General features: G+C 39.3%; 10 protein-coding genes and 1 pseudogene. All 11 read right to left on the bottom strand.

Annotation, left to right across the window (positions count from 1 at the left end; all coding sequences use genetic code 11):
- Positions 1-245: pseudogene (locus D8791_RS03500) on the bottom strand (accessory Sec system glycosylation chaperone GtfB); the annotation flags it as partial.
- A 30-nt stretch (positions 246-275) separates the two neighbouring features.
- Positions 276-1,805 carry an accessory Sec system glycosyltransferase GtfA gene (gene gtfA / locus D8791_RS03495; protein WP_125446261.1) on the bottom strand — a complete coding sequence of 510 codons (1,530 nt, stop codon included), beginning with the start codon at positions 1,803-1,805 and terminating at the stop codon, positions 276-278.
- A gap of 14 nt (positions 1,806-1,819) precedes the next feature.
- Positions 1,820-2,668 carry a hypothetical protein gene (locus D8791_RS03490; protein WP_125446260.1) on the bottom strand — a complete coding sequence of 283 codons (849 nt, stop codon included), beginning with the start codon at positions 2,666-2,668 and terminating at the stop codon, positions 1,820-1,822.
- A 267-nt stretch (positions 2,669-2,935) separates the two neighbouring features.
- Positions 2,936-4,111 (bottom strand): family 1 glycosylhydrolase, encoded by a 1,176-nt coding sequence (locus D8791_RS03485; RefSeq protein ID WP_061910790.1) that lies wholly within the window; start codon positions 4,109-4,111, stop codon positions 2,936-2,938.
- A gap of 63 nt (positions 4,112-4,174) precedes the next feature.
- Positions 4,175-7,075 (bottom strand): serine-rich family protein, encoded by a 2,901-nt coding sequence (locus tag D8791_RS03480; protein WP_125446259.1) that lies wholly within the window; start codon positions 7,073-7,075, stop codon positions 4,175-4,177.
- Positions 7,076-7,144: 69 nt separating this feature from the next.
- Positions 7,145-9,532 carry an accessory Sec system translocase SecA2 gene (gene secA2, locus D8791_RS03475; RefSeq protein WP_125446258.1) on the bottom strand — a complete coding sequence of 796 codons (2,388 nt, stop codon included), beginning with the start codon at positions 9,530-9,532 and terminating at the stop codon, positions 7,145-7,147.
- Positions 9,522-10,556: an accessory Sec system protein Asp3 gene (gene asp3, locus D8791_RS03470; protein WP_125446257.1), complete on the bottom strand. Its 1,035-nt coding sequence runs from the start codon at positions 10,554-10,556 to the stop codon at positions 9,522-9,524. Before asp3 ends, secA2 begins: the two co-directional genes overlap by 11 nt.
- Positions 10,553-12,112, bottom strand: coding sequence for an accessory Sec system protein Asp2 (gene asp2, locus D8791_RS03465; RefSeq protein WP_125446256.1), 1,560 nt, complete (start codon positions 12,110-12,112; stop codon positions 10,553-10,555). The genes asp3 and asp2 overlap by 4 nt, the downstream gene beginning before the upstream one ends.
- The gene (gene asp1 / locus D8791_RS03460; protein ID WP_125446255.1) at positions 12,099-13,700 is read right to left on the bottom strand and encodes an accessory Sec system protein Asp1; all 1,602 of its coding nucleotides are present in this window, start codon (positions 13,698-13,700) and stop codon (positions 12,099-12,101) included. Before asp1 ends, asp2 begins: the two co-directional genes overlap by 14 nt.
- 6 nt (positions 13,701-13,706) lie before the next feature.
- A complete protein-coding gene (gene secY2, locus D8791_RS03455) occupies positions 13,707-14,966 on the bottom strand; it encodes an accessory Sec system protein translocase subunit SecY2 (RefSeq protein WP_125446254.1) in 1,260 nt (419 codons plus the stop codon).
- Between the two features lie 167 nt (positions 14,967-15,133).
- Positions 15,134-16,357 (bottom strand): glycosyltransferase, encoded by a 1,224-nt coding sequence (locus tag D8791_RS03450; protein WP_125446253.1) that lies wholly within the window; start codon positions 16,355-16,357, stop codon positions 15,134-15,136.
- Positions 16,358-16,664: the final 307 nt, after the last annotated feature.

Here is a 16,664-nt window from a genome sequence, read left to right as displayed (position 1 = left end):
ATTTCGCCATTCACATTGCTGGAGCGAATCTCCCATAGGTGCGGTTTGCGGACAAGATTAAAATAAATCGGCCGGCCTTCTGGTGTATCCAAATCTCCTGTAAAATAACTGTAAGGAGACTCGACATCTGGTGAAAGATAGCCATCGTCTTGTACAACAACAACAGGACAATCAAGTCCTGTTGCTTTTAATGAACGTAACAAATCAAAACTTGCTTGATCATAGCGGTCAAACAAACAAATCATAGTGGTTATGCCTTTCTTTCTGAATCCTACTTAGTTGGTCTGAGCCGATCGAACTAGATCAGACCAGCGCTGGGCAATATGCTCATCAAGGTAAGGTTCAGCTACCTCATAGGATACACGGGACAAATCTTCTTGAGAGTGTTGAGTTAATAGCTGAACAATCTTTTCCGCATACTCTGTCGTCATGGCATCTAGATCATCTGGACGAGCCTTAGGAATCAGGTAGCCATTTTCTCCATCACGGATAAAGGTCGGATTGCCATAACGAACATCAAAGCCAATGATGGGCAGGCCAGAACCTACTGCTTCCAACAGAGTCAGACCAAAGCCTTCACTTGTTGATGCTGCTAGATAAGCGGAATAATTTTTGTAAATATCCGCCATATGATGATGTCCCATCAGTCGAATATACTCTTCTGCTTGCAGATCCGCAATCAGCTTCCGCAACATAGCTTCCTCACCACCGGTGCCATAGATATCAAAGGTGATTTCCGGTAATTGCTCATGCGCCTTCACTACAGAGTGAATTAGCCAATCGATATGCTTTTCACTGGCCAAACGAGAAGCTGTCATCAAACCAAACGGCTTGCGCTCGCCTTCTGGATGACGCAATTGATCCAGACTTCCTACCGGAATAGTCAAGATTTCCTTTGGTTTGATGTTCGTATATTGAGCAAACTGCTCTTTCAGCAGCTCTGTTTGAGCATCCGTCGAGTTGATGATGTAGTCCACTTCTTCTGCGTATTCAAATTGATACTCGTAGTAATTATTCCACAGGATATAATCTTGTTCTGCGGGATTTTCACTAAAGTGGTCTGCGTGAACGATGACAGCTAGTTTGGCAGCCCCCTTATTGGCGAAGATTGGCTGGCCAATATCTGTCTCTCGGTCTAGAATCAGTAAATCCTTGTCTGTCAACTTCAAGCTTCTCATGAAATGAGCAACAAACTCCTGCTTGGAGTAGAAAACCTGATCTGGAAAACGATAAACTTGCGTTTCCGGCTTACCGTCTACTTCATCGATAATCTCTTCGTAAGCCACACTACCATCTTCATTGAGCCAAGTCCGTTGGTAGAGACGAGCCCGACCATCTACAGGACTATAGTATTCAATAAAGTTTTTGGTATACGTATAATATTCTTTCTGAATGAGACAGCCACGCGAAACAATCTCTGCCCGCTCAATCAGTTCATTATCCATATCGCAAGCATAGCACGTTACGAAATCATTATCTCCAAATATAATCCGAAAGGTTTTATTCTCAGGATTACGGACGATTTCTAGAGGTTCTCTATTAAAACTAGCTAAAACATGTGCTAGAGTGTAGGTCGTTGGAGCAATCTTAACATCTGTAAAATACTGATAGAGCCAAATGACCTCAAAGTCTTCAAAGCCGATATTCTTCGTCAAATGTTCAATATTATCGGCTGAAATAAAATCCATAAAGATGAATTTTGCCTCTAAGCCCACACTGCGAAGTAATTTTGCACGATAAATTTGTGCGTACTCAACCCCGCTACTTGCCCAACCAATTCCTAGGTTGATGTTATAAATTGTCATAAACCATGTTCCTCTTACAAAAGATTATCTTTTTTAATTCTTGAAAGGCGTTTGATGATTTTTCCTTTCTTCTTTTTGTCTTTTTCTTTGTCTTCGTCTTTAGACTTCTTGACAGGAGAAGTGAAGTAAGTAACGGGAACAGAGCTATCTGTACCTGTCTTAGCAAATGTTTGCTCGATATTAACAACTTCTTTTTGTGGAGCAGAGATTTCTACTGGGACTTCTTCCTCACCAAAAACATCTGATTCATTTACTTCTTCTTCATGCGCTTCAAGAGAAGCTTCATCAAATAAACTTTCAGCTTCAACTTGCTCATTTGAAGCCTCGGCTTCTTCCAAAGGCGTATCAAACAAATGCGTAGCTTCATCTTCCTCTAAAGGAGTATCAAATATGCTTGCAAATTCGTCGTCTTCCGAAGCTTCCTCGATTAGACTTGCGATGTCAATTTGACCCTCTAAAGTTTCTTCGTCTAGAATCTGACCAATTTGACTAAGAAGCTCTTTGATCTTTTCCTTTTGCGCCTTATAAAGTTGTTCTGTTTCAAGACGTTTTTTCGTCAATTCATCGATCTCTTCAAGGATAGACGATCTTACTTGTAAGAAGTCTTTCTGAGCTTTCTCGAGAACCTCTTGAGCCTCTTTTTCTGCCTTTTCATGTGCTTCAATAATCAGCGATTTAGCATAAACAACGGCTTCACCGATTTCTCTTTCTTGGTTCTTTAAAGCATCAATTTTTTTACGTAAAGATTCAATTTTCTCATTCTTTTTACGAATTTCACTATCAAATCCTTCTTCTAACGATTCAATGTATTCTTCAACTTCCTTGGCACGATAGTTACCAAATAGGGTCTTTTTAAGTCTCATTCCGCTCCCTCTATTCTTCATTTATTCTAATTATATACTATCTTATCAATTGTAGCATAAAATGACGCTTATTACCATTGTTTTATAAGTCTCCGAGCAAAAAAATCCGGATACTACAGGAGCAAATATAATTCTATCCACCTGCTAGTTCCATGGTTCTCTTAGTTTTGTAACCTTATTCTTTTATAAACAAAAATACCTGAATAGATGACATATAATCCATTCAGGTATTTTCTTAAAAGGTAACTAGATGTAAACGCATCTACTTTAGAAATTGAGATCTACCCAGCTGAGAGGTGTATAGCCAAGAAGCTCAACGCCATCATATTCTACTGTTTTAACGATCTCTTGAATATTCGTTTTTAGCTCTTCTATTGATCGGCTGTCTGACTCATCTAATACTAGATCATCTTCCACAATAAATAGTGGCTTTTGATAGCGGTCATAAAGATTATTCATAGCTAGGCGAAGACCTACAGGATCAATTGGATTCTTATTGGTGTTATTATAGCCATATTTATTGATAAAGACTTCTTGAGAATTACTAGATGCATGGTAACTAAAGCTCACAAAATCAACCTTTCCGACTCGTAAGTCAAAGAAGTCATCATTTTCAATATCCAAAGCAATCTGCTCACGTTCTAAACGGCGCAAGAAATGGTTTGGATAAGAACCACGAACTTGTACATCTGTAAAGACATAGTTTTCACGGTTCTTAACTTCTGCTTCCATCGCATCAATCGCACTATCTAGATTTTGACTATAGTTACGACTGACTACCAACATGCCACCAAATTGAAATTCTGGATTGATTGATTTTCCAAGCTTAACAGCACGTGCCGAAGCGACCAATTGATAGTGAGCCGCCTGCCAGATTCGTTGGTTCCGATTTTCTCCATCTTCAAAAGACAGACCGCCACCAAGATATGGTAAATGATGTAAAATATTAAATTCATTAAAGGTAATCCAATATCTTACCTTGTCTTTAAAATGTCTGAAAACAGCTTCTGTATAATGCTCATAAAGTTCAATCATCTTGCGGCTCTTCCACGCACCGTATTTTTCATACAGATGAAGAGGAAGATCGAAATGACTTAAAGTTACAATCGGTTCAATGTCCTTTTGCAACACTTGATCAATGATAGCTTCATAATATTTCAAACCTTCTTCACTTGGCTGCGCTTCTTCTCCAGTTGGGAAAATGCGCGCCCAAGAAATAGAAATTCTATAAACATTGAAGCCCATTGATTGAATCATATTCAAATCACTAACATAATCCGGTTGACTCGCTAAAGTAAATTGCCCCAGAAGATCATAGGCGCCTATTGGTACCTTTTTGTAGTTGATTTCCCCTGTCAGTACTCCTATACGTGGTTCACTAATTGGTAATACATCCGTCGTTCCCAAACCTTTATTGCTGTTGGGCATCGTATTTCTAATCATAATGACTCCTTTTGATTTTGTGAATATATATGGATACTATTGTATCCTCTAGTATCTTTAAAATTATCGCTGGTCTTTCTTATTCTGAGCGATAGAAGCCAATCCAGATAATGTACTAGCGACATTTTTTAAGTCAGGAGAAATTGGCTGTAAACCTGGTCTTACCATCTGATATGCATCTTGATCTGTCACGCTCAAGTTTGGAGTTGTAGACACTTGAACAGACAGGATTTCTTGAGATAGTGCAACTGCCTCTGAAAGTTCCTGAGATGCAAGGTTCATACTATCAAGCGATTCTTGTTGATAGGCAAGACGCATTGACTCTGTTCGAGACAAGCTAAGTGAAAGAGATTCTGAGACTTGTAAACTATGTGATACTGACTTAGACTCTGAAACACTCTGTCTGTAAGAAAGCAACTCTGAGACTGAAATGCTATAAAACTCAGATAAGGAAACTCTCACAATACTTTGACTGATTTGCTCTGATTCACTCAGGGAAATCGACTCACTCAAACTAAAGGAAGTTGAGATGCTGACACTATGACTAAGAGATTCTGAAAGACTAATAGAGACTGATGTACTCTGACTAACCGACTCTGAAACTGAAATCAACTTGCTCTCATATGCAGATTGGGCAACAGAAGCACTAACTGAGAGTGAAGAACTGAGCCAATTATACTCTGAAATTGATTGACTCAAACTTAAAGAAGTTGAAAGGCTCGCACTTTCACTTAATGATTCAGAGATACTGAGACTCTGGCTAAGGCTTTCGGACTCACTCAAACTCAAGGAGCTTGAAACACTCAGGCTTTGACTCAAGGATTCTGAAACACTGAGGCTCTGACGAAGGCTTTCAGACTCACTCAAGGAAGCTGATTCACTTAAACTAAAGGCAGTTGAAAGGCTTGCACTCTGACTGAGAGATTCTGAAACACTCAGAGAGATTGAAGCACTCTGACTAATAGAGTCGGAAATCGATGTTAACTTGCTTTCCAATTCAGATTGGGCAACAGAGGCACTAACTGAGAGTGACGAACTGAGCCAAGTATACTCGGAAAGTGATTCGCTCAAACTAAATGAAGTCGAAATGCTTGCACTCTGACTCAAGGATTCTGACACACTAAGGCTCTGACTTTCTTGTTCAGATTGACTGACTGAAATTGACTCACTGAGGCTCAAAGAGTGTGAAGCGCTGATACTTTGGCTCAAGGATTCTGAAAGGCTGAAACTCTGACTAAGGCTTTCAGATTCACTCAAAGAAGCGGACTCACTCAAACTGAAGGAGATTGACGCACTGAGGCTTTCGGATTCACTCAATGAAACTGACTCACTCAAGCTTAAAGAAGTGAAGACGCTCACACTCTGACTGAGAGATTCTGAAATACTAATAGACTCGGAAATTGATGTCAATTGGCTTTCCAATTCAGATTGAGCAACAGAGGCACTAACCGACAATGAAGAACTTAACCAAGTATACTCGGCAATGGACTCACTCAGGGAGATTGAATCGCTCAAAGAGACTGACTCGCTGAGGCTAAGAGAGGTTACTGTCCATTCACTCAAAGATTCTGACAGAGAAAGGGACTGGCTATAGCTAAGTGATTCTGATAGCTGCTGACTCTCCTTGGCTGATTCGGATTCGAAAAGAAGTTGAGAAAAAGCTTCACTCAAAGAGAGAGACTGACTGATGCTCAAAGATTCAGATGCCGAAAGGCTAAGTGAAGTGAACTCAGACTGAGCTAGCCATTCAGAAGTAGAGAGGCTCAGGCTAGTGCTAAGAGAAATCAAGAAAGTATCCGGCTTATTCTCGTTTACTGAAGATGAATCAGCTTCCTCCTCATAAACTGAATCTGAAAGACTCATAGAAGTCTCTTCTAAGGCACTTAGAGACTCAGATTCTGAAAGGCTCAGACTAGCACTAATGGATTCTGACAGAGAAACTGACTGACTATCCGCTACCGAAGTTGAAACGAATTCGCTAAGAAGGATAGAAGCTGACTCGGAAAGACTCTCGCTTGCACTGATAGAAGCGGATAACCACTCACTCTCATAAAGCGAATCTGACTCTGATATGCTGAGAGATTCAGATTCAAAGATACTCCAGTACTCAGACTCAGAAAGGCTCTCACTGGCGCTTATAGAAGCGGATAGCCATTCACTCTCATAAAGCGAAGCCGACTCGGAAATGCTGAGAGATTCAGTTTCGAAGATACTCCAGTATTCAGACTCAGAAAGACTATCGCTTGCACTGATAGAAGCGGATAACCATTCACTCTCATAAAGCGAATCTGACTCTGATATGCTGAGAGACTCAAATTCGAAGATACTCCAGTATTCAGACTCGGAAAGACTCTCGCTGGCGCTTATGGAAGCGGATAACCACTCACTCTCATAGAGTGAATCTGATTCTGATATGCTGAGGGACTCAGATTCGAAAATACTCCAGTATTCAGACTCAGAAAGACTCTCACTCGTGCTGATAGAAGCGGATAGAGATTTATCCTCAAGAGCCAGCTCAGATTCTGAATCTGACTGATCGATACTGTGAGAAGAAGAGTCTAAAGAATAAGTCTCTAATGAATCATTCTCCCACAGCGAATCTTGAAGAGGACTCTCGCTTGTTGAAACAGAGTCACTATCGAAATGTTCAGCAGACAAACTCATTGAGGTCGAAACGCTCATTGATAAACTTTGACTGACATTTTTTATCAGATCATCTACTACCAAACTATTGTTGGCTTGAAAATCCTCAAAGTCTTTCATAATAGAAATTGGTTCTGCCTGTGGTTTTAATTCTTCATTAATACCTAACACAACCTGATTCTGCTCTTGGGGTTTTCGGCTAATCGGTTTTAAGATGGCTGCATCCGGATCATAATAATTATCATCCTCCGTCACCAATCGTTTAAACTTCGATATAACGCGCTTAAACCCCTTTGATTTTGCTTTATTATTCTTACCCATAAATATACATTTTCTCCCGAATGCAGTTATATCCTTATTATAAAGTCTATAGCACAATCTGTCAAAACTTTAGCCAAAGAAAACCTCTAATTTCCCTGTAGGCTGAACATTGACATAACTAAGCGCCATATTTTTTATAATTTTAAGATTCATGTCTGCATTCATTCTCTTATATGACTCAAAAGCCTCTTTATGAAACTCATATACAGGATTCTTTTGTGCATAACCTTGACTAACCACTAAAGTTTGAAATTGTTGGAGATAGTCAACTTGCTCCACCCAGCAATCATCCACTGCTCTTAACACTGCAATGCGTTGAAGCTGCCCAAATAGTTCTGAATCCTCAATTCTATCGCGTTTTCGCTGATATTCTTCAATGAAAAGTTTAGATAGAAACTTCTTAACTTGACGAATGTTTGTCACATCTAAATCTCTCGGAATGCCTTGACAATAGTAGCTAATGTTATCCAAAACAAATCGATACAAATCAGCCTGCTCTCTAAATGGATGCTTATTTATATAGGCGTCCATAGCATCTGATAAAACAGATAAAAAATATTCTAGTTTAAAGTCAGGATGAGCAATAATGTCATTGCGCTTGTTATAAATGATTTGCCGTTGAATTCGGATACTTTCGTCATACTGCTCCGTTGATCGTCTTGAAGCAGCTGCCGCATTATCGCTGTTTCTCTGAGCTTCTGTCACCTCATATTTAATACGAACCGATTTTAGATGAACCTTCTGTTTTTCCTCTGGCTTGGCGACTTCTTTTTGATAAAAATCATTGATCCACTTACTGCCAGTCTTTGTAATAATATCATCTTCAAGTGAAACAAAGAATTTACTTAGTCCAGGTGCGCCTTGACGGCCTGCACGACCACGAAGCTGCAAGTCCACTCGTTCACTGGACATTCTCTCTGTTCCGATAACCGCCAGTCCGCCTAATTTAGCAACGCCTTCTTCTAAGATAATATCCGTTCCCCGACCAGCCATAGAGGTTGCGACGGTTACCGCAGAACGCCGACCAGCCTGTGCAATCATCTCTGCTTCTTTTGCTGCATTGTAGGCATTTAGCACATTATGAGCAATCCCTTCCTGCAACAGGAGCATGGAGTAAATTTCTGACATTCTTACCGATCCTGTCGCAATCAAAACTGGCTGCCCCTTTTTGTGTAGTTTTTTAATATAATCCAAAGAAGCATAAAGTTTTTGAGGGATAGTTAGATAGATCTCATCTGGATAATCAATCCGTTGATTGGGTTTTCTAGTTGGTACAACGACCACTCCCAAGTCATACACTTCACGAAATTCATCTTCACAGACCTTCCCTGTACCCGTCATCCCCGCCAATTTAGGGAACATCTTGAACAGATTTTGATAGGTAATAGAGGCCATGGAACGTGTTTCTAAGGAAATCTTCACGCGTTCTCTCGCTTCCAAGGCTTGGTGCAAACCAGATTGAAGTTTATTCCCTTCTAAAACTCGCCCTGTTGCCTCATCCATCAACTTGACTTCGCCATTTTCTACAGTATACTGACGATCTTTTTCAAATAAATGATTGGCCCTTAAGGCCAAATTGATTTGACGGATCAGTTGGTAGTTATTTGGATCGTAGGCATTTTGCACACGGAAGTAAATTTCTGCTTCTTTGACACCTTTTCTCGTCAACCAGACTGAAGTCCGAGTCGAATCCAGCTTGAAGTCTTCCCCTTCTTTCAAGGTCTTAACAAACTCATCACAGGTAATAAATAGATTGGACTGAACCCGCGGAGAGCCTGATATAATCAGAGGCATCTGTGCACTATCCAAGAGAGCTGCATCAACCTCGTCAACCAAACAGAAATAGAACTTAGGCAAAAATTTCTTTGCTTGAGAGGTCGCTAAATTTTCTTCAAGGTAATCAAATCCCAGCGCACTATGTGTTGTATACACGATATCACTTTGATAAATCCGCTGCTTTTGCGCAACCTTCAATTTTTTAGCTGGATTTTCTGAAACACCAATCCCAACTGTCATCCCTAAGTAATGAAAAACAGGAGCCATTTGTTTAGCATCGCGTATCGCCAAATACTCATTGGCCGTAACTAAGACGGTGCTGTTTCCAGTCAAAGCATTTAAATACAAGGGAAGAACCGCTGTCAGCGTTTTGCCCTCTCCTGTCCTCATCTCGGCAATCTGATTGTCTTGCATGACTAAGGCACCTAAGATTTGTACATCGTAAGGATAAAGCCCCAAGACGCGCTTAGCCGCTTCACGAATAGTGGCATAGGCTTCTGGTAAAATTTCCTGCAGCCTTTCTCCCTTAGAAAGACGGCCTTTAAACCATTGAGTTTTAGACTGCAATTCTTCATCTGACATGGCTGCATAATCGTCAGAAAGCTGATTAATCTTTTCTAAGATCTTTTTATACCGCCTTAGTTTAAAGGAATTAGCTAAATGTAATTTTTTAGACTTCATTCTTTCTCATCCACTCTTCCGTTTTCTCCAAGTCTATTTTTTGAAGCAAAAAGGACTGATCCAACAAATAATCAATTTGGGTTAGTACCCGTGGCCTATTTTTCAGATGGGCATATTCTTTTACTCTAGCTGAGTTGAAGCGTTCCAGTAGCAAATCTCTAAATAAAGGATAATTTACCCTATTTTGATAGCGAACAAGAACATGCTGATAATCCAATTCTGGCATGAAATCATCAGTCACTAAAGCATAGGCATTTTCAAATTGCTGTGAGTAAAGCAAGGCTGCGATATTTGAAATCGGCCCATAGCCAGCAAAAGCGACCTTTTCAAAAGAATATTCTCGAGACAGCTTTTCAATTGTTCCAAGTAAGATTTCGAAGAACTCTTTTTCCATATACAAAAGAGCGTCTTTATAGGAAGAATTGACTACCAACAAATTTGGAAAATGCTCCCGAACAATTTCTGGAATGTAACCCGTCCGATTAAAATCAGGCTCCGTAAAGCAAACGTAAATCGTCTCTTGATTGACGTCCTTATGCAACAATTTCGAAATCCAATAGCGATCGACAGTATAATCTGCCACACCTTCTTCAGCAATATAGATGCTTTCAAACAAGAAACGATGGCAACCTGAACTCACTAATTGAATTTTATAATGATGGGTATTATTAGGAACACGAACGCTCATGGTCTCACCCTGCTTAATGATTTGATTAAAAATCTCCTCATCACGCGCATTCATAAATTCAATCTTCAAGTAGGTCGAATTTTCAGGAAGAGTCTCCAGATGGCTGCCAAAGATATAGTTTTCTCCTCGCTTCAATTCAGGAAGCTGGCTTGTATTTCGTAAAGCCTGATAATTTGCTTGCGAATGCCATTCATGAATGACTGTACCAGACGGCATGAACTGATTCTCATATAAAACATGCCCATCTGCTAGCAGCTTCACAGACGATCCATATAGATACTGTGATACACTTTGCATATCCCAATAAGCAAAATAGATTTCTTCCTTGTATCTCACGAATCAAACTTCCTTTCAAAACTATTCACTAATAAAGTTTTATATTGATTAAAGAACCATTCGACAATTCCTTGCGTATCATCATTGTGTCGTCCTGTCAATCCTTTACTAATGATATTAACGCGATAAGCTCGCTTTCCTAGCTCTTCTAGCATATCAGGGTAGGCCGTACCATCGTAGTCATCATGATACATATAAGACACAATAAATTTCGTCCTTGAAAAATCAGCTTCTTTGAATGCTGACCAGAAGTGCTCATTAAGTTGAGCTATTCCTTCCTCTGATAATTCTCCTGTTGTACGAAGCACCAAATCTAAAGAAGTAGGAAAACCTCCAGGACGAATCGTGGATTCATTCTCTGCAATATCGCCTAAATTTACTAAGGGCTTACCGACAATCACTGCATGAGGCTCTAACTTGGAAGCATAATACAGAGCTCCAAAGGTCCCCATTGATAGTCCAGATAAGGTCAACTGATCCCTTGTAAAGCCTAATTCATCTAAACAGTGATGAATGACCTGAACAAGCTTTTGCTCTAGCTCTTCTGAGCCGAGATAGAAAGCACCACCCTCAGAACGCGGATCTCCAATCAATAAGAAAGGCGCTCCCAAATTGTTCATCATCCAGTATCCCTCAAATCCTTCAGCTGGACGATAACCAGAAAAATAAATATTGAGAGGTGGCTTCAAATCACCAGGATGGAAGTAGTAAATCAATTCCTCCCGATTTTTATCCACGACACGATTTCCACCAATCAACAAGTCGCCATAACCCAAATGAGACTGGCGATGGTGGAATGGTCCAATTTTCACAATTCCTTGCCCCTTCACTTGAACACTGACGCTTAGGTAATAAGAATCGCTGGTATCCAAAACGAGAGGCTTATCAAAAGATTCTTCATCATAAATCCATTCTTGCATAGGAGAATTGCCAACTGGATAACCCTTGATGACATAACGAATTGCGCAATCTTCAGAATTTCTGAACTCTGGCCATAAATCCAAAGGGGCGTCTGCACTCAGAAAGATATTGTACTGATAGGTTGCTACAGTTTGGTAATCCTCACCATATTGGCCACACAGACGGAGATAGTTAGTTCCTTCATAGTTAATCTGACCTGAGAAGGAGGGATTGACAGCTAGGTGATTAACACTGAGCTTGGTACCACTTTGCTTGGAAGAAAAGCCCCGTGAAAATAGATACAGCATCTGAGCTGGATCTTCAAAAGTAGACTGAACGGCCCTTTTGCGTAAAAGGAATCTTTCCAAAGTTTTTGTAGTGATTTGACAGCGCTCATGATAAAACAAGCGATAAACCTGAATTAAGCTGTCCAATACTGTAATGTACTCAAAATGCTCAACAGTATCGACCAATACAACATCATAGGGCTTAGCAGCCTTCGGTTTCTTCCCATCCTTTTTTAAAATACCGATATCTTCTGGCAAGAGAGACATGATATCTTCTGGTTTAACAAATGTCCATGCGATATTACTAGGAATCTCATATTGGTGCTGCCAATTCTCATTGGCAATCTGTAGGACACTAATTCTGTTCATTTAGCTTTAATTCCTTTATCGTATTTTTCCACATTTCGACAATTTCTCCCCTTGTATACAGCTCAATCCTCTTAACCGAATGCACCAAAGACTGATTCCAGTGTTCCAAATCTGTGAGGTAATACAAGAGTGCCTCTATCAGGTTAGAAATATCATTCATGATCCAACCATTTTCGCCATGCTTCACATAGGAAGAATTATACAAATTCACTTGAGGAATCCCTCCGCTGATACCCGCAATTTGAGTTCGGATATCTGCCGGGCTTCCCAAATCCAAGATGACCCGAACATACTTCAGAGCCTTCGCCAAATCGGTATCACTATGAATCACTACAGTATCAATTCGCTCTCTGAGGCTATCATCATCTTCTAAGCGTGGATCACCACTCTTAGCAGCCTTATCCTTGTCAACAAGGAGCAATTTTTCTGCATACTTTGTTGATGATAAAGATTCCTCAAGAAACTGTCGAATAGAAGCTTCTCGACCAAAATCCTGACTCTGCGTCCCGACCAATAAGTCAATCCACTCATGTTGCAACATCATATCAAACAAGGAAGTAAAAACATATTGAAGATGATGTTCTGGTAAAGTATCGAAATTGACATAGATGATCAACTCTTTTTTCCGCTGACTATGCCCAAGATTCAACTGTGTATCATAAGGTGGAATTTCATAATAAGCAGGAAGTTGCTCTTCTTCTACTTCCCCCACTTGTTCTGCAATCTTCACGATTTTATCCAAGCTATCTACCACAAAAAATGGGGTATCTTTTAAATCAGCCAAGAGCTGTTCTGTATTCGTAATCGGATAACGATTGCCAAAGAAGGACAGAACAACAAGATGATCCTTCTTAATCTGTTGGAAAAAATGATTATGCTGCACATCTGCTGAAACAATAATCGAATCATCCTTGGTTAAAACAGAAGCCAAATGCTGCTCTAGCTTTTCTTTAACAAGCTCTTCAATATTCTGATAGACATCCTTAGCAAATGTGCCCTGTGCCTCAGGATTGATAATGACCTGCTGGTTATCAGCTGTCAAAAATTCTCTGAATTGCCATATTCCTTGTGCATTCAGATAGTCCTGATAATAAGGCTGATTATGCTCAAAATAGATAATACTGGAGACAAAGCCACGGTCATCAAAAACAAGCTGATAATCTATCTGATTATTTTCAAAATAGGTAATATCAAAAATATTACCTATTTGTGAAAAATTAATCTGAGCATGAGGTAGGTGATCGACGTGAACATCTATAATAAAAGGAGTATAAAAGATTTCTGCTCCTTGCGGCCATTTCAAATCATCCAAACAAATTTTTCGTGCAGGCACATCTGTCAGACCTTGTATGCTATCAAATAGATTCCACATTTCATCTGATGAAAGTCTTTGTTGATAAAAGAAAGTCCGAATATGAGGTGAATAATTCAAAATCAAGACAGAATTGGCTTCTCCTGATTGTTGAAACATCCGCAATAAATTTACGGCATCGTCAAACATCATATTTTTCGGTTGCAGATAGAAAGGTAGGGCAGTAGAATACCATTTTCGATCTTGTTTATACCAAGAAGGTACAAAGTAAAACATATCCCTCTATTCTCCTTTTACTTCTAGTTCTTTATGATAATAAGTCCCGATTCTTAAGATTCGTATTTCTTCACGCAAGGGCAAGAGCATGCTGATCAAAATGACTAGTGTGCTTGGCAAGGTCAAAAAGAAACTTGGCAAAGGCAAGAAGAAATTAATAAAATAGGGCAGGCCGACATACAAGATGAGATAAATAGCTCCTATATTTGATTGCAAAGAAATATAGTGTTTTAACACTTTTAAGGTTTCTTTCCCAGGCTGAATATAGTCAAAATATTCTCCCTGACGCTGCAAGCGCTTGGCAGTCTCTTCCGGTTCTAAATTGATATAGGCAAACAAAATACCCAACAAGTAAATCGCAACTAGATAAACAAGGAGACCCAAGGGCTTTGTAAAGTCAAACAAATTCCCAAATTTTAGTGAAAGTCCTTTCCCCGTCCAGTCTAGTAATAATTGGAATAACATCAAGACACTTGTTGCATACATAATGGGCATTCCACCAGAAGGAATGAACTTAATTGGCAAATAAGATTTATCATTGTAACGACTGCTTAACATGATCCGATTAAGAGGCAGACGTATCTCGGCTTTCTCACATACGACAGCAACAAAGGTCAAGAGAAGATAGGCTAATAGAGCCACAACTAACATCATTCCTCCTCGGACAGAAGACAAGGATTTCCCAAGCAAGACTATTAATTGGTCAGCAAACTGGAGTAAAATCCCTGAAATGATAATAATGGTTGACCCTCCCACTCCTTTACGAGTATTAAGACTTGACAACCAAATAATGATAAAACTACCTGTCACAACTGTAAGTAAAACTGCTAGATTATAGAGCCAATCATCCACGAGAAGTAGAAAGCGACCATTTCCTCTATAAGCCGTGTACATAATGGCCAGTCCCTGCACAATCGCAAAGAACAAGGTTAAGATTTTTTGAAAGAAATCCGTTTTTTTAAGGGACCAAGATTGTATATTCCAGCTTTTCTTTAGATTCATGACTTGCCATACAATCATCGTCGTAATCCAAGGTCCTAAACCCAAAGAAAATACTGAAATCTGAGAAACATCAATTCCTGCCAGCAAATACAAAGCGGCCAAGGGATTGTCTTCCTTTATCCGAAAAGCTTCCATACTGCCATTGTAGCCTGGAAGCAAGATATGTCTTCCTAATATATAAATAGCAATAATGAACAGTGTAAAGAAGATTCTCTTTCTAAAAATATTCTGATGCTTCTTTTTCTTAAGACCAAAGTGCTCCATTTATTATCCTTTATTTGTATTTTGGACTTGCCCAGAGTCCTCTTTTCATACATAAACTTGTCTTTTAAGCCAAAGACTTAAGAAAGCAAGCCCATTCCATAGAATTATAGATAAGGAATCAACTTGCTTTCTCTATTTTGATTACAAAATGTGGGGCAGTTCGTCATTTAATTAAAATCTGATCGAATTTTTTCCACCATTTCCTGATAATTCTCATGTGAGAATACTCGCTCTGAAACCCCTTCTGTTTGTACATTATCAAAGGCATAAACAGGCTTACCAGACTCTTGAAACTCTCTAATTACAGTATCGAATTTCTGATCGTGATTGATATCAAGATAAATGTCGCTGCTCGCAAGTAAATCTCTCAAAGGATATGGCAAAATTGCAGGGTGCAAACGAACATTTTCATAAGCCATCAGTTTGAGTAACTTATCAGACATCTGTGTATAGGCAGCAATATGAAATAGACAGTTTGGTAATGCATTCACCAAATCTTCAATTCCCTCTAACCTATCTGAGTTTGTCAAGGTTACACAGTGGAGAGCAAAGCCTTCATCCCTCTGTTTAATAGCCTTCTCGACATCAAATTCATCTGTCTCAATAATTGTGGACCAATCGAGAGAATTGTAAAACCACCATACTTCACGCAGACGCATGTTGGAAACAGTGTTCCATGGTTTTTGACCAGAAATATAATGCAAAACAGCAGGTAGTGGAGAAAGTGGAATTTCGAAAATCCAGTCATGCTTATCTAGCGCAGCTCCCATGTCAAAACCGATTTGAAAATTGTAAGTATCTTCCAAATCAAGTTTTTTGCCCTCAAACATCAAATTCAAGATAGACTGATCACCTTCAGTAAAATTAGCTAATTCTCTATCTGTCAACTCGACCAATTGCTGAGCCATGTTTTCTTCACGCCAACGCTTATTATTAATGAGCATCATTCCAGAATTAAAGCCAAAGCCTACTCCATATGTCGCGCGAATCGTTGCTACATAATAATCCTCCAGATCTATCTCAAAAAGATGGTCCAGATTTCGTGTCACAACAATATCACAATCTAAATATAAAACTTTATCTGCTGCAACATAATTCGGTATAAAATAGCGCCCATAAGCCATGTAGTTAATGTGAGCGTAAGTTCCAGCTTCCCATTTTGATTTCACCTGATCATCAATCTGATCATTGAATAATTTCACATCGTTCAACTGACTGCCAGCTGCTTCTACCTTCCGACGCGTATAGTAAAACCATTCTTGAGGAATATCCTGATTAAAAACATAAATATCTAGATTTTTATGATGACAGCAAAGAGATTTTATGGTCGTCTCGATCTGTCTAATATACCCATAATCTCCCGAAACCACAATGGCTTTTTTCTTTTCCAAAACACTACTCCTTCTACGCTTATTCTATTCTCTTAAAAAATCGCTATTAGGCCTTATTATACCATAAATTCCGCCTTTATTCAAACACCTTCTTGAAAGCTAGACCTAACTTTTCTAGCCTTAAAATAGAGGTGAAAGCTAATCAGGCAAAAAGAAGAAAGCTTGCTATAAGCTCTTCTAATATATCCATTCTTTTAAAATCAGACAGCCACTACCTGCAACGTACTTAAATGTGTGCTTCCATGCTATCAAATCTTATAAAATTAGGCTATCCCGAAGAATTAGCCGGTGTTTTATTGAAAAAAAT

Source organism: Streptococcus cristatus, assembly GCF_003943515.1.
Classification (GTDB): Bacteria; Bacillota; Bacilli; order Lactobacillales; family Streptococcaceae; genus Streptococcus; species Streptococcus cristatus_D.
Note: the sequence above shows the minus strand (reverse complement) of the source record. Positions and strands in the feature narration are given on the sequence as shown.

Coding starts and splice junctions, on each gene's coding strand:
- gtfA (WP_125446261.1), bottom strand. CDS start 1,805: ATGACAATTTATAACATCAACCTAGGAATTGGTTGGGCAAGTAGCGGG.
- D8791_RS03490 (WP_125446260.1), bottom strand. CDS start 2,668: ATGAGACTTAAAAAGACCCTATTTGGTAACTATCGTGCCAAGGAAGTT.
- D8791_RS03485 (WP_061910790.1), bottom strand. CDS start 4,111: ATGATTAGAAATACGATGCCCAACAGCAATAAAGGTTTGGGAACGACG.
- D8791_RS03480 (WP_125446259.1), bottom strand. CDS start 7,075: ATGGGTAAGAATAATAAAGCAAAATCAAAGGGGTTTAAGCGCGTTATA.
- secA2 (WP_125446258.1), bottom strand. CDS start 9,532: ATGAAGTCTAAAAAATTACATTTAGCTAATTCCTTTAAACTAAGGCGG.
- asp2 (WP_125446256.1), bottom strand. CDS start 12,112: ATGAACAGAATTAGTGTCCTACAGATTGCCAATGAGAATTGGCAGCAC.
- asp1 (WP_125446255.1), bottom strand. CDS start 13,700: ATGTTTTACTTTGTACCTTCTTGGTATAAACAAGATCGAAAATGGTAT.
- secY2 (WP_125446254.1), bottom strand. CDS start 14,966: ATGGAGCACTTTGGTCTTAAGAAAAAGAAGCATCAGAATATTTTTAGA.